Genomic DNA, 25,015 nt, shown 5'->3' with positions numbered 1-25,015 from the left:
ACTAAATTTTATGGAGCTATTAAAAAAACATCCAAAAACTTTTCAATGGTTGTTTTTACTGGCAGTTTTTTTTGGTTTATGTTTTGCAATTGATGTTCCTGAAACTTATAAATTTATTAGAGGCCAAGCAGAATTTGTTAAAGATCCAAACCAAAGTGTATATTTCTTTCTTGGAAAAGAAGTAAGATATTATGCTTTTGATAATTTTTGGCGATTACCCCCTTTACTAGGATGGTTGCCAATCTGGATCAATGATGGATTATTTTTTCTCCTTGAGGAATGGATGCCGATGGAGTTTTGGAATGAAGATACTCAAGAATACAAAACTCGTCCTCTAGTTCTTCAAATCACAAGAAATATAACTTCTTTCATGACATTCTTAATTGAATTATTTAGAGAGTTTTTATTAGGAGGTGTTGAGACAATAGTTTCTTTTACTAGTTGGGACTGGATAGACGCAAATCCTTGGGCAGAGCTACCCGGTTTACCTTGGACTATCGTTGCAGCTGGTGTTACGATTTTATGTTACAAGTTAAGTGGTAAAGGATTAGCTATCTTTGCTGCTTTTACAATGATCTACATTTCAATTTTTGGTCAGTGGAAACCATCAATGCAGACTTTGTCGTTTATTTTAGTTGCTGTACCATTATCTTTTATTTTTGGAATAACATTAGGAATTATGGCCTTCAAAAGTAAAAGAGTAGAAAAAGCTCTTTATCCAATTCTTTTAGTTATGCAAACAATGCCTCAATATGCAGTCTTAGTTCCTGCTATGGTGTTATTTGGGATCGGGGATCATGCTGCAGTTATAATCACAATGGTTGTTGCAATACCACCTATGATACTTTTAACACTACTCGGACTGAGAGCAGTTCCGCCGGAAGTAATTGAAGCAGGCAAAATGAGTGGATGTACAAATTTCCAACTAATGACTAAAGTTTTAATACCAACAGCTAGAAGAGATATTCTTATAGGTGTTAACCAAGTGATTATGGTTTGTTTTTCAATGGCGGTTATTGCAGCTTTTATTGGTGCGAAAGGTTTAGGTTGGAATTTATTATTAGCTCTTAATCAACTTAATATTGGTTTAGCTTTAGAAGCAGGGTTGTGTATTAGTTTAATTGCAATTCTTCTGGACAAAATGTCATTAGCTTGGGCAAACAAACAAGAAGATTATTTTGGAAATTTAACTTTTTATCAAAAGTATAAAAACTCTTTATTTTTTATTGGAGCTGTAATCCTTGGATCAATACTTGCATATTCTGGAACTCTAATTTTTAAAGATACTTTTAATTATTTATATGAAATTCCACATAACAAAGGTATTTCAACAGCCGCATTTTGGAACAAAGGTGTAGATTGGATTTTTGAAACTTTTTTTGTTTACATAAAAGCTTTTAATACATGGCTGATAACAGAAGTGTTACAGCCAATGAGAGCGCTCTTTTTAAGAATGCCAGCTGTTGCAACTTTAGTTTTAGTTGTAGGCGCTGGTTACATTATTGGTGGAATAAGATCTGCAATGGTTGTTGGTGGTTTGACATTATTTATAGCTTTTAGTCCATGGTGGGATAGAGCTTTAGTTACCACTTATATGGCGACTTTTGGAGTAGTTGTATCAATGATAATAGGGTTAATTGTTGGTACTATTTGTGTTCAAAATAAACATTCTACAAATTTTATGTTGGGTGTCTGTGATATTTTTCAAACGTTTCCATCTTTTGTATATTTAATTCCAGTTATGATGTTATTTGGAATAACAGACACATCAGTTTTAATTGCGGTTATAGTTTATGCAACGATACCAGCAACAAGATATACAATCGAAGGATTAAGAGGAGTTTCACCTGCTTTACATGATGCAGCAACAATGTCAGGTGTAACTAAATTTCAAAGATTAACAAAAATTGAATTTCCATTAGCTTTTCCACACATCATGTTAGGTTTAAATCAAACCATTGTGTTTGCTTTATTCATGGTAATCATTGGTGCATTCATTGGAACTGAAGATTTAGGTCAATATATTTTAAAAGCACTATCGGACAAGCAAGGTGGAGGAAAAGGTTTAACGCTTGGAATTTGTGTTGCATTTATTGGTTTAATTTTTGACAACTTAATAAGAACTTGGGTTGAACAAAAAAAGAAAAATCTTGGGATAGATTAATGCAAAAATTTATAATTTCTATAGATCAAGGAACAACATCGAGTAGGGCAATTTTATTCGATTTGAGAGGTAAACCAAAATTTGTCTCTCAAATGGAATTTACTCAATACTTTCCAAAAGATGGATGGGTTGAACACAACCCAGAGGAAATTTGGTCAACTACTAAAAAAGTTTTGAAAGATGTAATAAACAAAAGTAAAAAATTAAAAGGTAAAATCTTAACAATAGGAATTACCAATCAAAGAGAAACTACAATTCTTTGGGATAAACACACTGGTAAACCAGTTTATAATGCAATTGTTTGGCAAGATAGAAGAGCGGTCGATTATTGCAATAAACTTATAAAACAAAAAAAAGAAACAATCATTTATAACAAAACAGGATTACTAATAGATGCGTATTTTTCTGCAACCAAAATTAAGTGGATAATTGATAATGTTCCAAAGGCAAAAGAATTAATTAAACAAAAAAGATTATTGTTTGGAACCATAGATTGTTTTTTATTATGGAGATTAACGGGAGGCACAAATCATTTCACGGACGCTTCTAATGCTAGCAGAACGATGTTATTTAATATTACAAACAATAAGTGGGATAAACAGATTTTAGACATGCTTAAAATACCTGAGCATATATTGCCTGAGGTAAAAGATTGTTCTGATGATTTTGGGCACACAGATCCGAAGATAACAGGTGCATCATATTCAATAACAGGAATGATAGGAGACCAACAATCAGCAACAGTAGGCCAATGTTGTTTTGAACCTGGTTCTTTAAAAAGCACATATGGTACTGGCGCTTTTCTACTTTTAAACACTGGTAATAAAATAATTTATTCAAAAAATAAATTGTTAACTACTATTGGATATAGATTGAATGGGAAAACTACTTATGCCCTTGAAGGTTCAATATTTATTGCAGGTGCAGGAGTGCAATGGTTAAGAGATAAAATTAATTTTATAAAAAAAGCATCTGATACAGAAAAATTAATTAAAAAATTAAACTCTAACAGTGGAATTTATCTAGTTCCGGCATTTACTGGATTAGGAACGCCCTATTGGAATGCAAAATCCAGAGGTGTATTAAGTGGCCTAACAAGAGATACCGGTGTAAATGAAATTGTTAGAGCAACAGTAGAGTCTGTTGCTTATCAAACTTATGATTTATTTGAAGCAATGAAAAATGATGGTCTTAGACCTAAACTAGTAAGAGTTGATGGTGGTATGGTAAAGAATAATTGGTTTTCTCAATTTTTGAGTGACGTAGTTAATGTAAAAGTTTTAAGACCAAAAGTTGACGAAACAACCGCATTAGGTGCTGCATTTATGGCTGGTTTAAAAATTGGTGTTTACAAATCTTTAAAAGATATTTCTAAAAACTGGGCTTTAGATAAAAAATTTTCTCCCAAAATGAAAAATTCAAAAAGAAAAACACTTATCACTGGTTGGGAAAAAGCTATCAAAAGAAGTTTAATAACATAAACAACTTCAGGTAGTATAAAATTAATTAATATATATCAAATTTCTCAATATTTTTTTTGTTAACAAATTTAACAAATGTTAAAATTACAAAATTACCATCTTTACATTAAATACATTTCTTTGTTAGTCTTTGAATTCAAAAAACAACAAGGGAGAAAATAAATGTTTAAAAATATCAAAACTTTCCTAGCTTTTGTTGTTTCATTCTCATTACTAGCAACATCTTCTTATGCAGACGCAGTTAAGAAGTATGCAACTGGTGAGTTTAGTCTTTCTACTCTTTCTGAAAAAGAAAGAATTAAAGAACTAAAGTGGTTTCAAAAAGCTGCAAAACCATTCAAAGGAATGGAAATCAATGTACTTTCTGAAACGATTCCAACTCACGAGTATGAGTCTAAAACACTGACAAAAGCATTTGAGGAAATTACAGGTATTAAAGTCAATCACCAACTTTTAGGAGAAGGTGAAGTTGTACAAGCTGTACAAACACAAATGCAAACAGGCAGAAATTTATACGATGCCTACATTAATGACTCTGACTTAATTGGTACTCACTCAAGATTACAGCTAGCTGTAAATTTGACTGACTGGATGGCTGGAGAAGGTAAAGCTGTTACTTTACCAACTTTAGATATTGATGATTTTATTGGTAAATCATTTACAACTGGTCCAGACGGAAAATTATATCAATTACCAGACCAGCAATTTGCTAACCTTTATTGGTTTAGAAAAGATTGGTTTGATAGAGCAGACATCAAAAAAGGATTCAAAGCAAAATATGGTTATGATTTAGGTGTACCAGTTAACTGGTCAGCTTATGAAGACATAGCTGAATATTTTACTAATGATGTTAAAGAAATTGATGGCGTTAGAGTTTATGGTCACATGGACTATGGTAAAAGAGCTCCGGACTTAGGTTGGAGAATGACTGATGCTTGGTTATCAATGGCTGGAGCAGGTTCAGTTGGAAAACCTAATGGTGTGCCAGTAGACGAGTGGGGTATAAGAATGGAACAAGGTACTTGTAACCCAGTTGGTGCTGACGTAGCTAGAGGTGGAGCTGCAAATGGTCCTGCTGCTGTATACGCAATTAGAAAATGGGATGAGTGGTTAAGAGCTTATGCTCCTCCAGGTGCCGCAAGTATGGACTTCTATCAGTCATTACCTGCATTATCATCTGGAAACGTTGCTCAACAAATTTTCTGGTACACAGCGTTTACTGCATCAATGGTAGCGCCTAAAAGTTCTGGAAATAAAACAGTTGATGACAATGGAAATCCTTTATGGAGAATGGGTCCATCACCAAAAGGACCTTACTGGGATGAAGGTATGAAGCTTGGTTATCAAGATGCTGGATCATGGACTTTATTTAAGTCTACTCCAGTGGAGAGAAGAAAAGCTGCATGGTTATATGCTCAGTTCGTTGTATCAAAAACTGTATCATTAAAGAAAAGCCACGTAGGTTTAACAATCATTAGAGATAGTGACATTAATCATAAATCTTTTACTGAGAGAGCTCCTAAGTTAGGTGGATTAGTAGAATTCTACAGATCTCCTAACAGAGTATTGTGGTCACCAACTGGTGTTAACGTTCCGGATTATCCGAAATTAGCACAAATCTGGTGGCAACAAATTGGAGATGTTAACTCAGGTGCGTTTACTCCACAAGAGGCTATGGATCGTCTTGCAGAAGAGATGAACTTAGTAATGTCACGTATGGAAGCTGCGGATAAAGCTAACAACACATATGGTGGATGTGGTCCAAGATTATCTGAACCAAAAGGTGCAGATTATTGGTTAGGTCAACCAGGATCACCAAAAGCTAAGCGTGATGAGAAACCACAAGGTAAAACTGTTCCTTACGAAAAAGCTTGGAACTAATTTTATTTTGTAAATAAAATCTATATCAAAGAGGGGTGAAAACCCCTCTTTGTTTTAATCACAAAATTTTTTATATGAGTTTAGAATTAAAAGGTATTGAAAAAAAAGTAGGTGAAGAAACTTATATTTACAATACAGATTTAAAATTCAAAAAAAATACTATCAATGTTTTATTAGGTTCCACTTTAGCTGGAAAAACAACTTTGATGCAAATAATGGCTGGTTTAGACAAGCCAACATCAGGAGAGATTTGGTTTAATGACAATAATGTAACTGGTGTAAAAGTTCAAAAAAGAAATGTTTCGATGGTTTATCAGCAGTTTATAAACTATCCAAATTTTACAGTTTACGAAAACATTGCATCACCATTAAAAATTATTGGTATAGAAAAAAGTGAGATAGATCAAAGAGTTGGCAAAGTTGCGGACTTATTAAAACTTACTCCAATGTTGACTAAAAAACCAATGGAATTATCTGGAGGCCAACAACAAAGAACAGCATTAGCTAGAGCTTTAGTAAAAGACTCAGATTTAATTTTGCTAGATGAACCTTTAGCTAATTTAGATTTTAAACTAAGAGAAGAGTTAAGAGAAGAATTACCAAAATTATTTAAAGATAGAGATTGTATAGTGGTTTATGCAACTACAGAACCATCGGACGCCTTATTGATCGGTGGTTACACTGCAACACTCTTAGAGGGAAGAGTAATCCAACATGGCAAAACTTTAGATGTGTACAATAAACCAAATAATTTAGATTCAGCAAAAGTATTTAGCGATCCACCTATGAACATTGCAGATATAAGCAAAAAAGGAGAAACATGTTCATTGTTATCAGATAAAGTTAGCTGGAAAACAAATCTAAATCTAAAAGATGGAAATTATAAAGTTGGAATTAGACCTCATAATATCACCACATATAAAGAAGGAGATAATTCTATAGAAATAAATGGAAAGGTAATCATTTCAGAACTGAGTGGATCTGAAAGCATGATTCATTTTAACAATGGAGATTTAAATTGGGTATCATTGTCAGAGGGAATTCATAAAAAAGATGTAGGAGAAAATACAAAACTTTTCATGAATGCTGATGAATTTTTATATTTCGACAGCAATAATAGATTGGTAGGAAATGTCTAAAATAACCCTAAATGAATTAAGCCATAGTTATTTACAATCTCAAAGTAAAGAAGAAGATTGGGCAATTAGAAATGTAAATATTGATTGGGAGGATGGAGGAGCATATGCTTTACTTGGACCTTCCGGATGTGGAAAGACAACATTACTTAATATTATTTCAGGATTAATAATTCCAACTCAAGGAAAAATTTTATTTAATGACGAAGATATTACAGAAAAAAATCCTGTTGAGAGAAACATAGCTCAAATATTTCAGTTTCCAGTAATTTATGACACGATGACCGTTTTTGAAAATTTAGCTTTTCCATTAAGAAACAGAAAAATTCCAGAAGAAGAAATAACTAGAAAAGTTAATGAAATTGCTGAAATGTTAGAACTTACTTCAACATTACAAAATAGAGCCTCAGGCCTAACAGCTGATGGAAAACAAAAAATATCACTAGGAAGAGGATTAGTTAGATCGGATGTAAATGTTATTATGTTTGATGAACCATTAACTGTTATTGACCCTCATTTGAAGTGGGTATTACGATCAAAACTTAAAGAACTTCATCAAAAAATAAAGAGAACTATGATTTACGTAACTCACGACCAAACGGAAGCCTTAACTTTTGCTGATCAAGTAGTTGTTATGCATGAAGGTCAAATAGTTCAAACAGGAACACCTGTAGAATTGTTTGAAAAACCTAAACATACATTTGTTGGTCATTTTATAGGCTCTCCAGGAATGAATATTCTTCCATGTGAAATCAGTAAAGGTTTAGTAGCTATAAATGGCACAAAAATTGAGACTTCAAATTCAAAAATAAATAATTCTAATTTTTCAAAAATGGAAGTTGGTGTGAGACCTGAGTTTATTTCCTTCAATAAGGAAGGTCTACCAGTCAAAATCCTTAATGTTAGCAACACTGGAAAAAATAAAATAATAGAAACTGAAAGCGATAGTGGAAAAATAAAATTAATTACTAAAGCTTCAGAAAATATACCTGAAGGCTCAGCTTTCTTAACATTTAAAAAAGAATACACTTATGTGTATGGGGACAACTGGATAGTAGATTAATGAATAAAACAGTAAATCAAAAAGCTTGGTTCTTTGTAATACCTGTTTTTGTTCTGGTTGCATTTAATGCAATCATTCCTTTGATGACTGTTGTCAATTATGCTTTTCAGGAAACTTTTGGAAACAATGTATTTATGTGGGAGGGAACAAGATGGTTTAAACAAATTTTGGTTTCTGAAAGATTTCATGCTGCATTAGGTAGACAAGTTCTATTCACATTAATCATTTTAGTTATACAGATACCTTTGGGAATTTTTATAGCATTAAACATGCCAAAAGAAGGAATTGGAGTTCCCATTTGTCTAGTTTTAATGTCTATGCCACTATTAATTCCTTGGAATGTAGTTGGAGCAATGTGGAATATTTTTGCGCTACCAGATATTGGTTTTTTAGGTCATTCATTAAACGCAATGGGTTTTGATTATAATTTTACACAACAAAGTGGTGATGCTTGGTTCACTACTATTTTAATGGATGTTTGGCATTGGACTTCATTGGTTGTTTTACTTTCGTATGCAGGATTGAGATCTATTCAACCTGCTTATTATCAAGCAGCTGAAATAGATGGTGCAACAAGATGGGCTGTATTTAGACACATAGAATTACCAAAGATGAAAAAAGTCTTAACTATCGCAATCCTTCTCAGGTTCATGGACAGTTTTATGATTTATACTGAACCTTTCGTTTTAACTGGCGGAGGACCAGGAAATGCTACGGCTTTCTTATCTATCGACTTAGTGAAGATGGCGTTAGGACAATTTGATTTAGGGCCAGCAGCTGCAATGTCATTAATATATTTTTTTATTGTTCTTACAGTTTGTTGGGTTTTTTATAATTTAATGATGAAAAATGAGAGTCAATCATGAAAAAAGTTAAGTGGTTAGTACCTACTATTTATATAATTTTTTTAATGTTGCCAATCTATTGGTTATTGAACATGTCTTTTAAGACAACTACTGAAATAATAAATACATATACATTGTGGCCTCAAGAATTTACTTTAGAAAACTATAAAAAAATATTTACAGATAGCACTTGGTATACTGGGTATTTAAATTCAATTTATTATGTAGTTTTAAATACTGTTATTTCTGTTGCAGCCGCTTTGCCAGCCGCTTATGCTTTTTCAAGATATAAATTTTTAGGTGATAAACATTTATTTTTCTGGTTGCTTACAAATAGAATGGCACCACCAGCAGTATTTGCGTTACCATTCTTTCAGTTTTATTCTTCAGTAAACTTGTTTGATACACACGTGGCTGTAGCCTTATCGCATTGTTTATTTAATATTCCTCTAGCCGTTTGGATTTTAGAGGGGTTTATGTCAGCAGTGCCAAAAGAATTAGATGAAACAGCTTATGTTGATGGTTATTCATTTACTAAATTTTTCTTTAAAATATTTATACCAACAATTACTGCAGGAATAGGAATTACAATGTTTTTCTGTTTCATGTTTTCATGGGTTGAACTTTTACTTGCTAAAACTTTAACAGCAGTCGCTGCAAAACCAATCGCGGCAACTATGACTAGAACCGCCAGCACATCAGGATATGAACTTGGATTACTAGCTGCCGCTGGTAGTTTAACAATAGTTCCAGGTGCTATAGTAATTTATTTTGTTAGAAACTACATTGCGAAAGGGTTTGCATTAGGTAGGGTATGATTTTTACTAATTCATTTGCAGCCGAAACTAATACTTGGGGCTCTGTTGCAGAAACTCAAAAAAAAGGTTTTTTTGATTTTGAATTCATCACCTGGATGGCTTGGACTTGGCAGACTGCAGCATTTTTTTTATTCATAATCTTATGTTTTGTAATAATGATTTTATGGGAAAAGAAAAAACCTGGTGGAAGTCCTAGAAAAGGAATTTTAGGGTTAGACACTACAAGAGGAGACAGACTGTTTATTTCTCTTTTAAGTTCGGCTTATATTCATTTAGGTTGGTTAGGTATAATTGGACCAATGCTTTGGATCGCTACTATTTTATCATTTATTTTTGCAATATTTGTATTTAGATACGTTTAAAAATTCATGAGCAAGATAGTAATTATAGGTGCAGGTGCAATGGGATCAGCTTTTGCAGTCCCATGTGCAGACAATTCTAATGAAGTTTATTTAGTTGGTTCATTTTTAGAAGATAAAGTAATTGAAGAAATTAATTCTAATAAAAATTTTCATCCAGTTTTAAAATGTCAACTTCCTACTTCAATTAAAGTATTGAAGTTTTCTGAATTTAATGACGAAATTAAAAAAGATATTGATTTATTAGTAGTAGGTGTGAGCTCAAAAGGGATAGAGTGGATTGGAGAAGAACTATCTAAATTTTATAATCATTCTACAAATATTCTTTTACTTACAAAAGGTTTGGCTGTGATTGAGAATAAATTTGAAACTTTAGCTGAAAAACTAAATAAAATTTTAGAAGAAAAAAATATTAAAGCTGCAAAAATTTCAGCAGTAGGTGGACCATGTTTGGCAAGTGGTTTAGCAAATAGAATAAATAGCAGTGTAGTTTTAGCTAATGAAGATTTAGACATTGTAAAAAAAATTGGTTCAATGATATCAACAAAATATTATTCAACAGAATACTCAGATGATCTTATGGGTGTTGAGGTATGTGCTGCAACAAAAAATATATACTCAATGTTAATTGGAGCTTCAGAGGGTTTAAGTAGCGAAGATCAAAAAGATGAAATAAAAAACAAGTATTATTTAAACACTGCTGCCTCTTTAGTTTATAAAGCGATTTCAGAAATGAAAAATCTTACAAAAAAACTTAATGGTAAGCCGGATACAGCTTATGGGTTAGCTGGTTTAGGAGATTTGCACGTAAGCTCAGCTGGTGGAAGAAATAGCAAAATGGGATTTTATCTTGGAAAAGGACATACTTTTAAAGATGCTAAAGATAAATTTATGAAAGAGATTACAGTTGAAGGAGCTGATTTAGCTTTTGCGATTGGCCCAAAAATATTAAAGGAATTTGATAAAAAAGAGTTTCCATTGTTACTAAGCATGATTGAATGCATTTGTAACAATGAAAAACTCAAAATTGATTGGAAGTAAATAAATTACTGATCCAAAAAAGTCTTCATAGAATCATCCATCGCAGTTTCCCACGGTGTATGATGAACTGGTGCAACAGATCCTGTTACTGGTGAAGAGAATGACTTATTTCTGTAAGTCATTATATCTTCCACTTTATGATGTTCCCATTCTTTGAAATGTGTTCTGATCAATTCAAAATCAATTTTTGGATAATCAGACATATTATGTAACTCTTTTGTATACTCAGTTTGAAAGTCAATCATCTGATCTGGGTTTTCAAGTTTTTCTTCCATACCAACCCATTTATTAATATCAGACTCAATTTCTTTAGAGTCAGGCATTTTAATTTTGCCCATGATAACATCTCTTGCAAACCAGGCTTGGCAATCAAACATATTAAATGTGTGAAATTGATCTTGCATTCCAAGATACATCATCTTGTGATTATCCTGCCAGACTACACCTTTGTATAATTTTGGTGGATATAATCTGTTATGAGTTTTTAATTTCAAACTTTCATCAATGAATGGAAAGTGATGAAGATAACCAGTACATAAAATTATAGCATCAGCATTTTGCTCAGTTCCATCTTTAAAAATAGCTTTTTTGCCTTCAAGTCTATCTAGATAGTGAACCTCTTTCATTCCTTTAGGCCATTTGAAACCCATTGGATTATGCCTGTAGCCAATAGTTACACTTTTCGCACCATATTTATTACACTGAAGAGCAACATCTTCTGCAGAATAACTGCTACCAAGAACAATTACATCTTTGCCTCTAAACTCTTCAGCGTCTCTAAAATCGTGAGAATGCATTATTCTTCCAGGAAAAGAATTCATTCCTTTATACTCAGGGATAAAAGGAACAGAGAAATGACCAGATGAAACAACTACATAATCAAATGTTTCTTTAGACATCTCATTATTAACTTTGTCTTGATAACTTACATCGAACTTATCATTTTTAAATTCAATGTTTGCAACTCTAGTATTAAACTTTATTTTGTCTTTAGATTTACCTTTTTTTACTCTTCCTACGATATAATCGTATAAAACTTCTCTTGGTGGAAAAGAAGGAATAGTACGACCAAAATGTTCATCAAAAGAGTAATCAGCAAATTCTAAACATTCTTTTGGACCATTAGACCATAAATATCTATACATGCTGTTTGGAACTGGATCACCATATTGATCTGAACCTGTTCTCCAACTATAATTCCATAAACCTCCCCAATCCTCTTGCTTTTCAAAGCAAACTACTTCGGGAACTTTTTCACCTTTTTTTTCAGCTTGTTCTATAGCTCTTAGAAATGATAGACCACATGGGCCTGCACCTATTAATGCGACTTTTGTCATAATTTTTCTCTCCCTTTTCTTAATAGATAATCATAATCTAAAAAGGATAATATTATCAATAGATTATTTTTATCATGAGTGCGACTAAGGATCTTAGTTTATGAAAAAAATTCTGATTGTTGAGGGCAATCTAAGAGAAGAAAATGACAGCTTTTCAAAAGTTGGAATACAAACTCACACTCAAAGTCTAAAAGACAGTCTAGCTTATTTCACAAATGATTTAAATTTTGATGTTGTAAACCCTTCATCTGATAAAAATATTGAACCTGTAATAAAAAAACTTTCTTCTTACGATGGTTTAATATGGGGAGGCAGTAGTTTAAATATTTATAATGATACTCCTGAAATAAGAAGACAAATCGAATTTATGCGAGAATGTCAAAAAAAAGTTAAAAAAATTTTAGCTATATGTTGGGGAATGCAAGTAGCAGTCACTGCAGCAGGCGGTGAAGTAAAAAAAGCTGACAATTCAAATATCGGTATAGCAAACGAAGTAAAAATTAATGATAAGGGATTAAGCCATCCTTTGTATAAAGATAAAGATAAAATTTTTAACACACCAGCATTTAATTTTGATGAGGTAGTTAAAATTCCTGATAATGGAGTTTGTTTAGCTTCAAATAAAATAAACAATGTTCAAAGTTTATATTTTGAGATTAATGAAACCAAAGTTTGGGGGCTTCAATATCATCCTGAAATTACTTATGAAAAAATGATAAGCCTTATTGAATTTAGAAAAGAAAAACTTGTTGAGACTCGTAAAGCGTTTGAGTCTTTAGAGGATATTGATACTCATATTGATTTTATTAAAAAAGAGATTGCAATCTCTGATAAAGATAAAACAATGATGGAACTAAGAAATTGGTTAAATTTTATTAATTAAAATAAACCTTCGATCTGACCTTTATCATTTAGCTTAATCGCATCTGCAGCAGGAACTCTTGGTAGGCCAGGCATTGTCATTATTGCTCCACAAATCACTACTATAAACTCTGCACCAGATGAAAGTCTTACCTCTCGAATTGGCAAAACATGACCTGATGGAGCTCCTTTTAAATTAGGATCTGTTGAAAAACTATACTGTGTTTTTGCAACACATATTGGTAGATTTCCGTAACCTTGCTCCTCAAAAGACTTTAATTGGTCTCTTATTTTAGTATCAGCAGTAACTTCACTCGCTCTATAAATTTCTTTTGCTACTGTTTCTACTTTTTTAAATAATGGTGTTTTATCTTCGTAAAGAAATTTGAAATTCGCTTCACCTTTATCTATTAGTTCAACAACATGGGAAGCTAGCTCTTTTGTACCCTCACCACCGTTTGCCCAATGAGTACACAGTTTTGCTTCAACACCCATTTTTTTACATGATGCCAATAATTCATTAACCTCATTTTCTGTATCTGCTATAAAATGATTTACTGCAACAGCAACAGGTAGTCCAAATTTTTTCACATTTTCAACGTGTCTTTCTAAATTAACTAAACCTTTTTTTAGTGCATCAACATTTTCATTTTTTAATTCATCTTTTGATAAACCACCGTGCATCTTTAAAGCTCTTATTGTTGCAACAATCACAACACAGCTAGGTTTCAAACCCGATTTTCTACATTTAATATCTAAGAATTTTTCTGCACCTAAATCTGCACCAAATCCTGCTTCTGTAACAACATAGTCAGCCAACTTAAGTCCAGCTTTAGTAGCAATTACAGAGTTACAACCATGAGCAATATTTGCGAATGGTCCACCATGAATAATTGCAGGATTATTTTCTAAAGTTTGAGTTACATTTGGTCTGATTGCGTCTTTTAATAATACCGTCATCGCACCTTGAGCATTTAAGTCTTTAGCGAAAATTGGTTTTCTTTCTCTAGTGTAACCAATAGTAATATTTCCAATTCTATTTTCTAAGTCTTCTAGGTCATTAGCTAAACAGAATATAGCCATTATTTCAGAAGCAACCGTTATATCGAAACCATCTTCTCTTGGAAATCCATTAGCAACTCCGCCTAAATTAATGTTGATAGCTCTAAGGGCTCTATCATTCATATCCATTACTCTCTTCCAAGTAACTCTTCTGACATCAATATTTAATTTATTGCCCCAGTAAATATGGTTATCGATTAATGCAGAAAGAAGATTGTGAGCAGATGTAATTGCGTGAAAATCACCAGTAAAATGTAAATTTATTTGTTCCATAGGAACAACTTGAGCATAACCACCTCCAGCTGCTCCTCCTTTCATTCCAAATGAAGGACCTAAGCTTGGCTCTCTTAAACACACTATAGATTTTTTTCCAATTTTGTTTAATCCATCATTTAAACCTACAGATGTAGTTGTTTTACCTTCTCCAGCTGGAGTAGGAGTAATAGCTGTAACTAGAATAAGTTTTCCGTCTTTATTGGTTTTTAACTTATCAAGATACTCAAGATTTATTTTTGCAATATGTCTGCCCATTGGGCTAAATGCTTCAGGCTCATCAGGTACATTTATTTTATCAAGGATCTCCTTGATAGGTTGCATCTTTGCTTCTCGTGCTATTTCTATATCTGATTTTGGCATAAAATAATTTCGACTTTCTATTCAATTTTAATTAGTTTTAAACTTCTAAAAAATATATATAAAAAATAATAAGAAAAGTTTAGATATTTTTCGCTAAAATCATCGAATGCAAAAATATTCAATTTTTAGTCTTGTTAAAAATGCTTTTTCAAATCATCAAAACTGGGATTTAGCTTGGAAAGATCCTGAGCCAAAAGAAGAATACGATGTAGTAATAATTGGTGGTGGAGGCCATGGTTTGGCAACAGCATATTACTTAGCAAAAGAACATAACATTACAAAAGTTGCTATAATTGAAAAAGGTTGGATCGGTGGAGGAAACATTGGCCGTAACACAACAATCATTAGATCAAATTTTATGTACGATGCTAATGCGAGATTTAATGAATTTGGAATGGATTTATGGAGAAATATGAGTCAGGAATTAAATTTTAACGTTATGTTTTCTCCAAGAGGTATAGTTAATTTAGCTCACTCAGATGCACAAATGAATGCTTATGCAAGAAGAGGTAACTCAATGAGATTGAATGGAATTGACGCCGAATTACTAAATAGAGAGCAAATAAAAAAAATGATACCTATGGCTGATTTTTCAGAAGATGTAAGGTATCCAATTTTTGGTGGTCTTGCACAACCAAGTGCAGGAACCGCAAGACATGATGCTGTTGCTTGGGGATATGCAAGACAGGCTGACTCTATGGGAGTTGATATAATTCAAAATTGTGAAGTGACAGGATTTGATGTAGCAAATGGAAAAATCAAAGGTGTTAGAACTAGCAGAGGAAATATAAAAACAAAAAAAATTGGACTTTGTGTTGCTGGAAGTTCTAATGTTTTAGCTGAACAACTTAATATTACTTTACCCATTGAAACACACTTATTACAAGCATGTGTTTCAGAACCAGTAAAACCTATTTTAGATGGGGTAGTAACTTTTGGTGCAGGTCACTTTTATATAAGTCAATCAGATAAAGGTGAAATGGTCATGGGTGGTGACTTAGATGGTTATAACAGTTACGCTCAAAAAGGAAACTTACCTACAATCCAACATGTTTTAACTGGAGGTATAGCTTTATTTCCTTTTTTAAGTAGATTAAAAATGCTCAGAACATGGGGCGGTATCATGGATATGTCTATGGACGGTTCCCCAATTATTGACAAAACTCACATAGATGGTTTGTATTTAAATTGTGGTTGGTGCTATGGAGGTTTCAAATCTGTTCCAGCGTCTGGTTGGACTTTTGCACACACAATCGCTCAAGATAGAATACACGAATTAAATTCTGAGCTAAGTCTAGGTAGGTTTGATAAGGGTTATTTGTTAGACGAAAAAGGTCTCGGAACAAAAACTTGGATTTCATAAATGTTAAATATTAAATGTCCATATTGCGGAATGAGAGGTCATAAGGAATTTGCTTATGGAGGTGACGGAACTGTAAAAAGACCTGAATTAAATCAGGAAGTATCTGATGAAAAATGGAATGAGTTTGTTTATTTGAGAAAAAGTCCAAGAGGCAAACATATTGAGTTATGGCATCACATAGCTGGTTGTAGACAATGGTTTAAGGTTCAAAGAGATACTGTTACACATGAAATTTTTCAAACTGCAAAAATGAATGAAGAAATAAAATGAGCCAATCACACCGTTTAAATAACGAAGGTCTTATTAACAGAAATAAAGAAATAACTTTTTCTTTTAATGGGAAAAAATATATTGGTTATGAAGGGGATACTTTAGCTTCAGCCTTATTAGCTAATGGCGTTCATTTAGTTGGTAGAAGTTTTAAATATCATAGACCTAGAGGTTTTTTTGGTGCAGGTGTTGATGAACCTAATGCAAAATTACAAATTCAATTAAATGGTCACTCAGAACCAAATGTCAATGCAACAGAAATTGAACTAGTAGATGGTATAGAGGCTACAAGTCAAAACTGCTGGCCATCAGTTGAATTTGATGTTGGAGCAATAAACAATTTTCTAAATAAATTTTTTCCAGCTGGTTTTTATTACAAAACATTTATGTGGCCAAAAAGCTTTTGGTACAAAATATATGAACCTTTTATAAGAAAAGCAGCAGGTTTAGGTGTTGCGTCAATTGAAAAAGATAAAGAAAGATATGAACATAAATATGAATATTGTGATTTGTTAGTTACTGGATCAGGTCCAGCTGGATTATCAAGTGCATATGCTGCAGCAAAAAATGGTGCAAAAGTAATCTTAGCAGAAGACAAACCAAGATTTGGTGGATCACTTTTAACAGACGATGTTACAATTGATAATTTATCTGGAAAGGCATGGACTGATAAAATCATTACTGAGTTAAAAGAAATGCCAAATGTGATTGTAAAAAATAGATCTCAAGTTTTTGGATACTATGATCACAATATGATGGTGATGTTTGAAAGAACAGGTGATCATTTAAAAGAAAAACCCAAATATACCCCAAGACAAAGATTATGGTACATACGAGCAAAAGAAGTTTTGTTATCAACAGGGTCAATTGAAAGACCTATAGTTTTTGGAAATAATGATACACCTGGAGTATTTTTATCTGCAGCAGCTAAAGAATATATTAAAGTCTATGGTGTTCTAGTTGGAAAAAAACCTTTAATATTTACTAACAATGATAGTGCTTACGAAACCGCATTAGAATTTAAAAAACAGGGTGTTGAGCCAATTATTTTAGATACAAGAGAAGAGCAATCATCTGAATTAATAGATGCTGCAAAAAATCAAAATATAAAAATAAAATTTTCATATGCTGTAATAGCTGCAAATGGTTATAAAAAAGTAAAATCAGCTCAAATTGGTAGACTTAATAAAGATAAAACTGGAATTGAGTCATCCGAGACCATTGAATGTGATTGTATTTGTGTTTCTGGTTTTTGGACACCGACTGTGCATTTGGCTTCTCAATCAGGAAATAAACTTAAGTTTAATGATCAAATTGATGCGTTTGTTCCAGATAAATCAAAACAAAATGAAACTTCTATTGGTGCATCAAAAGGTACTTTTACTTTACAAAAAACTTTAGACGAAGGTTTTAAAACTGGATTTGAAGTCTCAAAAAATATAACAAATAATGATATTTCAATGCCTACTCCAAACTCAAATGAACCTAAGAAAAATGCTCACGATAAATTTTGGTGTTCACCTTTACCTGAAGGAAAAAATTATAAAAGATTTGTAGATTTTCAAAACGATGTTGCTGTCTCTGATATTGAAGTTGCTTTAAGAGAGGGTTACAGATCAATAGAACATGTAAAAAGATATACAACATTAGGTATGGCAACTGATCAAGGTCGAACAAGTAATTTAAATGGTCTTCAGTTAGTTGCAAATGTTGAGAAAAAAATTGTTCCACAGGTCGGGCATACAACTTTTAGACCACCATTTACCCCTATTACTATTGGCACAATTGTTGGCAGAGAAGTTGATATGGAATACATGCCTACAAGAAAAACTCCAATGCACACTTGGCATGAAAAAAATAATGCTGTGTTTGTTGATGCAGGAGCATGGAAAAGACCTAGATATTACAAGCAAGGAAATGAAACTTTATTTGAAGCATCTAAAAGAGAAGCAAAAAATGTAAGAGAACATGTTGGTATTTGTGATGTAACAACGCTTGGAAAAATAGATATTAAGGGACCGGATGCTGCTGAATTTTTGAATAGGGTTTACACTAATGCATGGTTAAAATTACCAATTGGTAAAGCTAGATATGGAGTAATGTTAAGAGAAGATGGAATTGTAATGGATGATGGAACAACAACAAGAATTTCAGAAAACCATTATCATATGACTACAACAACTGCTCAAGCAGCTAACGTATTATCTCACTTAGAATATTATTTACAAGTTGTTTGGCCAGAATTAAATGTAAATGTAATTTCAACAACTGAGCAATGGGCTGGAGCAGCATTAGCTGGACCAAATTCAAGAGATGTATTAGCAAAATTGTTCCCCGATCTTGATGTAAGTAATGAAGCTCTACCTTTCATGGGTTACACTGAAGGAAATTTATTTGGTGTTAATGCAAAAATATTTAGAATTTCTTTCTCAGGTGAATTAGCTTATGAAATAAATGTTGCTTCTGATCATGGTCTTTTCATGTGGGAGAAAATGATGGAAGTTGGAAAAGAATTTAATATTCAACCTTATGGAACAGAGGCATTATCAACCTTAAGAATAGAAATGGGACACGTAGCTGGACCTGAATTAGATGGAAGAACAATTCCATACGATGTTTCTTTAGAAGGATTAGTATCCAAGAAAAAAGATTTTATTGGCAAAAGATCATTACAAAAAGAAGCTTTTAATACGAACGATAGACAAAAAATTGTAGGGCTTATTCCAATAGATAAAAAATCAAGCATTCCAGAGGGCTCTCACTTAGTTGTAGATAAAAATGCAAAATTGCCTAATCCAAAACTAGGTCATGTATCTTCTTCTTGTTGGAGCGTTGAAAATAATAATCCTTTTTCATTAGCCATTGTTAAAGATGGAAAAAATATGATTGGTAAAAAATTATTTGCAGTGTCTCCATTAAAAAACACTGCAATTGAAGTTGAAATTATATCTTCTCATTATGTCGATCACGAAGGAAAGAGAGTTAGATCATGACAAATGTTTCACCGCTTAATTTTGTACATAAATCAGGTAAATTTGGAGATTTTGAAGGAAAAAATGAAAAAGACTTATTAAAAGTTTCGGAAATAAACGAACTATTAATATTCCAAATAGCAAAATATCGGAATTCTGATTTTGATACTTCAAAAATTAAAATTGATAATCTTGAATTGCCATCATCTTTACAATCATCCTCAAATTCAAAAACAAGAATATTATGGTTAGGACCTGATAATTGGTTAGTTTTTTCATCTAGCTTAGATCTAATCCAAAAAGAAAAGGATCAATTTGATGATAAGCATTTTGCAATTACTGATATCTCACATTCAAGAACAATTATAGAAATAGAGGGTGATTTAGTAGATGAAGTAATAAAAAAAGGATGTCCATTAGATATAAATTCTCTAAAAGAAGGTGATTGTGCGAATTCTGTTTATAATGGAATTACAGTAACATTAGACTTTATCTCAGATAATCCAAAAAAAGTTAGAATATCAGGATTGAGAAGCTTTGGGGAGTCATTACATCATTCTATAACTGATGCTTGTTTAGAGTTTGGGTATAAGTCAGTTTAATCTATTTTCTTGTTGCAATATACACTCCAGCGGTAGCAATTAGAAATCCAATTATATCTAAGTTACTTAAGTTCTCTCCTAAAAAAAACCAAGCCATCAAAGCTGAGGTTGGTGGAATTAAAAAAAATATAGAAACAGTTTTGCTTGCAGAATTTCTTTTTATTAAGAACATCAAAATTGTAAAAGCACCAAACGATACAAGAAAAACCTGATGTGCCATTGCTATTAAAAAAGTTTTAGTAAAATTTATAAAAGGGTCTGCAAATAAAATAATAATTAGAATGTGAAATAAAAAACCACCAACTGCTTGGTAAAAATTACTTACCCCTAATGATAAATTGTTACTGATTTTTTTTTGCCAAAGCGTTGAAGTTGTAATAGCTAATAAAGCTATAATTGTTGCGACTAAACCTAAAATTGGGATTTCAGCGCCAATATCTAAACCTAGAACCATTGCTGATCCAATAAAACCAAGTATTACTCCAAGCCATTGTCTGAAAGTTACTTTTTCATTTAAAATAGGTCCACTTAAAGCATTTGTTAGTATTGGTTGAAGAGTAACAATTAAAGCAGCTATGCCTGTTGGCATTCCTTTTGATACTGAATAAAAAACACCGCCTAGATAAAAACCATGAAATAAAACACCACTCAACAATGACTCAAAAATATTTCTTTTGTTAACTAAAAGTTTCTGGTTCGTATAAATTGAATAAATAGCAAATCCTAACGAAACCAAAAAAAATCTAAATGCCAAAGCTGAGAATGGATCACTATTATCGGTAAGAGGTTTTGTTGTTATAAAAGCAGAAGACCAAAGAATGATAAATATAAATGGAAATACTTTAATCACTATCAGTCAATCATATATAATTTGATCAAATTTTCTTGTTTAGTTTCTTTACACCATAATTCGTAACTTTCACAAGTTCTCCATAAATGATCAAAAGCTCTTTGAGATATTTCTAGAGGATAATGGCTTTTTGCATAATATAATCCAGAAAATTGGATTAATTGTTTAACCATCATATCTTTTTGAATATTTAAAAGTCTGATTGTTTCTTCGGGAATTTTCTTTTTTGTTTTTTTATCTACAAAATTGTTTTTTTTTAATTCTTCAAACCAATCATCATGAAATTTTCCACTGCTAATTTCTTTATAAAACTCAGATCCAATAAATCTATCAACAGCATCAATATTAGTTATTCCAGGGTTTTCTTTTTTTATCTGAACTACTTTTAGATAAATTAGTTCAGCAACATAAAGAATATACGGTTTCTCTTTTGAAATTTTCACTTTCTACTTCTTATATTTTTTAACAGCAGATGTAGCTAAAATTAAATTTGGATCTAAAAAAATTTTTGAAGTTTTTGCTGTTTTGATTGATTTAAAAGCAAAAATTGCAATTGGAAGTTCAGTACATCCTAAAATAATTTTTTTACATTTATTCTTAATTAAATATTTTATTGATGATTGAATGACATTAGCTGCTTTTTTTACATTACCCATTTTAACTTCTTTAATAGCTTTGTTTACACTTTGTTTTTGAAGTTTATTTGTTGGAAAACATAATTCATAATCTTTATTAAAAATTTTATCATACACTTTTGTTTTTAAAGTACCCTCTGTTGCAAGAAGACCAATCTTTGAATTTTTTTTACATGTTTTTTTGGTATGATTAAAAACTTCTTTTGGCATATTTATAATTGGTATTCTTATCTTTTTTTGTAAATCATCATACCAATAGTGTGCGGTGTTACATGGTATTACAATGAACTTGCATTTTGCTTTTTCTAATTTTTTACAACCATCAATCAAACTTTTTAAAACTTTTTCATATTTTCTTTTTGATGAAAGATTTTCAAATCTATTTGAAAGCGTCCCAGTAGTTTTACCTATAGACTCAGGTCTTCCAGGAATATTTGATTTATTGTATAGAAAAAAAAGAGGGTAATCTTGATCTATTTTACCCCTATATTGAGTTGCAAGTTTATTACAAAAATCAAGACCTGCTTGAGTTCCCATTCCACCAAGAATACCAATCATAAATTAATTAATCCTATTCATTAATAAGTTTTGTGTAGTACATTGAATTAATATCTTCTTTGTAATGTGCAAAAGGCTCACAAACTTTAAAACCACATCTATCAAATAATTTCCTTGCTGGTAAGAAAAATTTTCCAGCACCAGTTTCTATACTTAATCTTTTAATTTTAAGTTTTTTTGCCTCTTCAATAAGATGATTAATGACTTTTATTCCATTATTTTGGCCTCTAAATTTATCGTGAACTCTTATTGATTTAAATTCACCATGCTCTTTATCTAAAAATTTAAGTGCACCACACCCCATTAAATTTTCATTTTCCCACAAGCTCCAAAATTTGATTGTTGGATCTTTTAAACCTGGAATATCCAAAACATGTGCACTCCCTTCTGGAGATGCAGCCCTCAATTCTATGAAATGTTTTATAAGCAATTCATTAACTTCAGGATTTTCAAAATTTCCTTCAATCGATTTAATCATTATATAAGCGTTGTTAGGTGACCCATTTTTCTTTTCTTTTTAACTTCTTTTTTCAAGTAGTCAAAAAAGAATTGATTTTTTTCAAGTTTAGGGTTCTGTCTATAATGTAGAATATCTTCACCAATTAGATTAATCATTTTTGCATTTGATAATTTTTTAAGAGGGATTTTATCTAATTTACAAACTGCTCTTATATGATTTTCAAATTGACTTACATTGAACGCATTAATTGTTAAATGACCAGAATTATGTACCCTAGGTGCAATTTCATTTAAATAGAGATTGTCATTTCTATCAACAAAAAATTCTACACACATTGTCCCAACATATTTCAATTCTTCAGCAAGCAATGTGGCCCATTCTTTAGATTGATTTAAAATATTTTCACTTATATTCGCTGGTATTTCTGAATATTTCAAAATTTGATCTTCATGCTTATTTTCTATTGGCTCATATACTTCATAACTATTAACACCAAACCTAGTAACAATAACAGAAATCTCTTGTTTTAACTTAATTAGTTTTTCTAAAACATATTCTTTAGAAAAATCTATATTTAATTTTTCTATGTCATCATGAGATTTAATTGGGTATTGACCTTTGCCATCATACCCCAAGGTAGTGGTTTTAAGAATTCCTGGTAATAAATCTCCTAAAGCTTCTAAGTCAGATTTTTTTTCAACTATTGCATATCTTGTTGTTCTTATATTAAATTTATTAACAAAATCTTTTTCTGCAATACGGTGCTGTATAATTCTATTTACAGAAGGTTTGGGTAAAACAGGTTTTGAATTATTCATTTCATTCAAAGTTTGATAAGGAATATTTTCAAACTCGTATGTAATTAGATCTACTTTTTGAACAAATTCATTTATTTTATTTTGATCATCATAAGCTGCATGAATATATTCATCACAGAAATTTTGTGCTGGCCCATCTTTATCATCACAGTATACAACAACTTTTATGTCAAACTTTTTTGCAGCAACAGTCAACATACTACCTAGCTGTCCACCACCGATTATCCCTAAAGAAATATTTGACATTTATCTTATTTGGGTCTCTTCTTAACTTTATTCGTTTGTGATTTTCTCCAAGACTTCAATTTATTTCTAATTTTATCATCATCATTCGCTAAAATTGATGCTGATAATAAAGCTGCATTAATTGCCCCATCTTCACCAATTGCTAATGTACCTACCGGAATACCTTTTGGCATTTGAGCGATTGAAAGCAGGCTATCTAGTCCTTTTAATTTTTTACTCTCAATTGGAACACCTAATACTGGTAAAGATGTAATCGCTGCAATCATACCTGGCAAGTGCGCTGATCCACCAGCGCCAGCAATTATCACGCCAGTGCCATTTTTTTCCGCTTTTTTAGCAAATTGATACATTCTATCAGGAGTTCTGTGTGCAGATATAATTTTAGTTTCAAAAGATACGCCAATTTTTTTCAATATATTTTCAGCTAATTTCATAGTTTTGTAGTCAGATTGACTACCCATAACTATTGATACTTTTTTATTTTTCTTCATTGATACTTTAAAATCTTTATTTCAAACTCTAAGTAAAATTTCAATAAATTTATAGAAATTGAACATGAGATTGATAGACTATTTACATCATCATGAGCAATAATTATAGAATTGATAATCTGCAATATTGTAATTGGTCTAGAGAAATTTTTCAGATCAATAGAGAAGCAAAGTTAGATGCTGTACATGTAACAATAGTTTATCACGAGGACTATGATGAATTATTATTAGAAATTAAGAAATGGCAAAAATTAGCTGAAAATAATTCTGATTTAATTTTTTTAGCTAATAATTCGACAGATATAGAGAAAGCAAAAAAATTAAATAAAACTGCAGTATTTTTTGGATTTCAAAATTGTTCACCGATTGAAGATGATATTTCTCTAGTTGAGAAAGTACATCAACTTGGATGTAGATTTATGCAACTTACATATAATAACCAATCCTTACTAGCAACAGGATGTTATGAAAGAAATGATAGTGGTGTAACAAACTTTGGGAGAGAAGTAATTAGAGAGATGAATAGAGTGGGAATTGTAATTGACATGTCACACTCGGCAGAAAAAAGTAGTTTAGATGCAATTGAGTTTAGTGAAAAACCAATAGCGATTACACATGCCAATCCATCTTTTTGGCATCCAGCAAAAAGAAATAAATCTAATGATCTTTTAAAAGTATTAAACGATAGCAATGGTATGTTGGGTCTTTCTTTATATCCTCACCATTTGCATAATAATAGTAAATGCACACTAGAAAGTTTTTGCGAAATGGTTGCAAAAACTGCAGAAATAATGGATGTAAAAAATATTGGAATAGGATCTGATCTTTGTCTTAACCAACCAGATAAAGTTGTTGAGTGGATGAGAAATGGAACATGGACAAAAACTAAAAACTACGGTGAAGGCTCAAAGAATAAACCTGGTTTCCCTGAGCAACCAAATTGGTTTAAAGATGCTAGAGGTTTTGACAACATTGAAAATGGATTAAAAAAAATTGGTTTTTCTGAAGAAGATGTTAACGGAATTTTAGGAAATAATTGGTACAATTTTTATAAAAAGATTTAATT

23 protein-coding genes are annotated in these 25,015 nt (G+C 31.6%); 15 read left to right on the top strand and 8 right to left on the bottom strand.

The features are described 5' to 3' along the window. The first annotated feature begins 10 nt into the window (after positions 1–10). The 9 genes from ACTT9U_RS06320 to ACTT9U_RS06280 all read left to right on the top strand — a co-directional run bounded on the left by ACTT9U_RS06320 (position 11) and on the right by ACTT9U_RS06280 (position 10,788). Positions 11–2,164, top strand: a complete 2,154-nt coding sequence (locus tag ACTT9U_RS06320; protein WP_440932462.1) for an ABC transporter permease — start codon at positions 11–13, stop codon at positions 2,162–2,164. Continuing rightward, the gene (gene glpK, locus ACTT9U_RS06315) at positions 2,164–3,645 is read left to right on the top strand and encodes a glycerol kinase GlpK (RefSeq protein WP_440932316.1); all 1,482 of its coding nucleotides are present in this window, start codon (positions 2,164–2,166) and stop codon (positions 3,643–3,645) included. Before ACTT9U_RS06320 ends, glpK begins: the two co-directional genes overlap by 1 nt. Before the next feature lie 162 nt (positions 3,646–3,807). After that, on the top strand, positions 3,808–5,526 hold the full coding sequence (locus ACTT9U_RS06310) for an ABC transporter substrate-binding protein (protein ID WP_440932315.1): 1,719 nt from the start codon (positions 3,808–3,810) through the stop codon (positions 5,524–5,526). A gap of 74 nt (positions 5,527–5,600) precedes the next feature. Then, entirely contained in the window at positions 5,601–6,665 is a 1,065-nt protein-coding gene (locus ACTT9U_RS06305) for an ABC transporter ATP-binding protein (protein ID WP_440932314.1), read from the top strand. After that, a complete protein-coding gene (locus ACTT9U_RS06300) occupies positions 6,658–7,725 on the top strand; it encodes an ABC transporter ATP-binding protein (RefSeq protein ID WP_440932313.1) in 1,068 nt (355 codons plus the stop codon). Before ACTT9U_RS06305 ends, ACTT9U_RS06300 begins: the two co-directional genes overlap by 8 nt. Next, on the top strand, positions 7,725–8,591 hold the full coding sequence (locus ACTT9U_RS06295; protein WP_014953515.1) for a carbohydrate ABC transporter permease: 867 nt from the start codon (positions 7,725–7,727) through the stop codon (positions 8,589–8,591). Before ACTT9U_RS06300 ends, ACTT9U_RS06295 begins: the two co-directional genes overlap by 1 nt. Continuing rightward, positions 8,588–9,388, top strand: coding sequence for a carbohydrate ABC transporter permease (locus ACTT9U_RS06290; protein WP_440932312.1), 801 nt, complete (start codon positions 8,588–8,590; stop codon positions 9,386–9,388). The genes ACTT9U_RS06295 and ACTT9U_RS06290 overlap by 4 nt, the downstream gene beginning before the upstream one ends. 95 nt (positions 9,389–9,483) lie before the next feature. Continuing rightward, complete coding sequence (locus tag ACTT9U_RS06285; RefSeq protein ID WP_440932461.1) at positions 9,484–9,750, top strand: DUF2160 domain-containing protein; 267 nt, start codon at positions 9,484–9,486, stop codon at positions 9,748–9,750. A gap of 6 nt (positions 9,751–9,756) precedes the next feature. Next, positions 9,757–10,788, top strand: a complete 1,032-nt coding sequence (locus tag ACTT9U_RS06280; protein WP_440932311.1) for a 2-dehydropantoate 2-reductase N-terminal domain-containing protein — start codon at positions 9,757–9,759, stop codon at positions 10,786–10,788. 5 nt (positions 10,789–10,793) lie between these two features. On the opposite strand, the gene ACTT9U_RS06275 is transcribed toward ACTT9U_RS06280, so the two are convergent. Then, the gene (locus tag ACTT9U_RS06275) at positions 10,794–12,125 is read right to left on the bottom strand and encodes an NAD(P)-binding domain-containing protein (protein WP_440932310.1); all 1,332 of its coding nucleotides are present in this window, start codon (positions 12,123–12,125) and stop codon (positions 10,794–10,796) included. A gap of 100 nt (positions 12,126–12,225) precedes the next feature. Between ACTT9U_RS06275 and ACTT9U_RS06270 the strand changes: the two genes are divergently transcribed. Further along, the gene (locus ACTT9U_RS06270) at positions 12,226–13,008 is read left to right on the top strand and encodes a type 1 glutamine amidotransferase (protein WP_440932309.1); all 783 of its coding nucleotides are present in this window, start codon (positions 12,226–12,228) and stop codon (positions 13,006–13,008) included. On the opposite strand, the gene ACTT9U_RS06265 is transcribed toward ACTT9U_RS06270, so the two are convergent. Next, entirely contained in the window at positions 13,005–14,684 is a 1,680-nt protein-coding gene (locus ACTT9U_RS06265) for a formate--tetrahydrofolate ligase (protein ID WP_440932308.1), read from the bottom strand. The genes ACTT9U_RS06270 and ACTT9U_RS06265 overlap by 4 nt on opposite strands. Positions 14,685–14,790: 106 nt before the next feature. On the opposite strand from ACTT9U_RS06265, the gene ACTT9U_RS06260 reads away from it, so the two are divergent. From ACTT9U_RS06260 to ACTT9U_RS06245, 4 genes are read left to right on the top strand one after another with little or no spacing between them, the layout of a single operon-like run. Continuing rightward, a complete protein-coding gene (locus tag ACTT9U_RS06260; RefSeq protein WP_440932307.1) occupies positions 14,791–16,047 on the top strand; it encodes a sarcosine oxidase subunit beta family protein in 1,257 nt (418 codons plus the stop codon). Continuing rightward, positions 16,048–16,317 carry a sarcosine oxidase subunit delta gene (locus ACTT9U_RS06255; protein WP_440932306.1) on the top strand — a complete coding sequence of 90 codons (270 nt, stop codon included), beginning with the start codon at positions 16,048–16,050 and terminating at the stop codon, positions 16,315–16,317. It begins immediately after the preceding gene. Then, positions 16,314–19,310: a sarcosine oxidase subunit alpha family protein gene (locus tag ACTT9U_RS06250; protein WP_440932305.1), complete on the top strand. Its 2,997-nt coding sequence runs from the start codon at positions 16,314–16,316 to the stop codon at positions 19,308–19,310. The genes ACTT9U_RS06255 and ACTT9U_RS06250 overlap by 4 nt, the downstream gene beginning before the upstream one ends. Further along, complete coding sequence (locus ACTT9U_RS06245; protein ID WP_440932304.1) at positions 19,307–19,891, top strand: sarcosine oxidase subunit gamma; 585 nt, start codon at positions 19,307–19,309, stop codon at positions 19,889–19,891. Before ACTT9U_RS06250 ends, ACTT9U_RS06245 begins: the two co-directional genes overlap by 4 nt. 1 nt (position 19,892) lies before the next feature. On the opposite strand, the gene ACTT9U_RS06240 is transcribed toward ACTT9U_RS06245, so the two are convergent. Genes ACTT9U_RS06240 through purE form a run of 6 tightly spaced genes read right to left on the bottom strand, consistent with a single transcriptional unit; the run spans position 19,893 to position 23,949 of the window. Next, a complete protein-coding gene (locus ACTT9U_RS06240; protein ID WP_440932303.1) occupies positions 19,893–20,741 on the bottom strand; it encodes a DMT family transporter in 849 nt (282 codons plus the stop codon). A gap of 2 nt (positions 20,742–20,743) precedes the next feature. Beyond that, positions 20,744–21,184 (bottom strand): hypothetical protein, encoded by a 441-nt coding sequence (locus ACTT9U_RS06235; RefSeq protein WP_440932302.1) that lies wholly within the window; start codon positions 21,182–21,184, stop codon positions 20,744–20,746. Between the two features lie 3 nt (positions 21,185–21,187). Further along, positions 21,188–21,934, bottom strand: coding sequence for an aspartate/glutamate racemase family protein (locus ACTT9U_RS06230; RefSeq protein WP_440932301.1), 747 nt, complete (start codon positions 21,932–21,934; stop codon positions 21,188–21,190). 13 nt (positions 21,935–21,947) lie between these two features. Then, positions 21,948–22,412 (bottom strand): GNAT family N-acetyltransferase, encoded by a 465-nt coding sequence (locus ACTT9U_RS06225; protein WP_440932300.1) that lies wholly within the window; start codon positions 22,410–22,412, stop codon positions 21,948–21,950. Continuing rightward, positions 22,412–23,458, bottom strand: coding sequence for a 5-(carboxyamino)imidazole ribonucleotide synthase (locus ACTT9U_RS06220; RefSeq protein ID WP_440932299.1), 1,047 nt, complete (start codon positions 23,456–23,458; stop codon positions 22,412–22,414). Before ACTT9U_RS06220 ends, ACTT9U_RS06225 begins: the two co-directional genes overlap by 1 nt. Positions 23,459–23,463: 5 nt before the next feature. Then, the gene (purE, locus tag ACTT9U_RS06215) at positions 23,464–23,949 is read right to left on the bottom strand and encodes a 5-(carboxyamino)imidazole ribonucleotide mutase (RefSeq protein ID WP_440932298.1); all 486 of its coding nucleotides are present in this window, start codon (positions 23,947–23,949) and stop codon (positions 23,464–23,466) included. A 92-nt stretch (positions 23,950–24,041) separates the two neighbouring features. Between purE and ACTT9U_RS06210 the strand changes: the two genes are divergently transcribed. Next, a complete protein-coding gene (locus ACTT9U_RS06210) occupies positions 24,042–25,013 on the top strand; it encodes a membrane dipeptidase (RefSeq protein ID WP_440932297.1) in 972 nt (323 codons plus the stop codon). The last annotated feature ends 2 nt before the right edge of the window (positions 25,014–25,015 follow it).

The sequence above is a fragment of the Candidatus Pelagibacter sp. genome (assembly GCF_052049975.1).
Classification (GTDB): Bacteria; Pseudomonadota; Alphaproteobacteria; order Pelagibacterales; family Pelagibacteraceae; genus Pelagibacter.
Note: the sequence above shows the minus strand (reverse complement) of the source record. Positions and strands in the feature narration are given on the sequence as shown.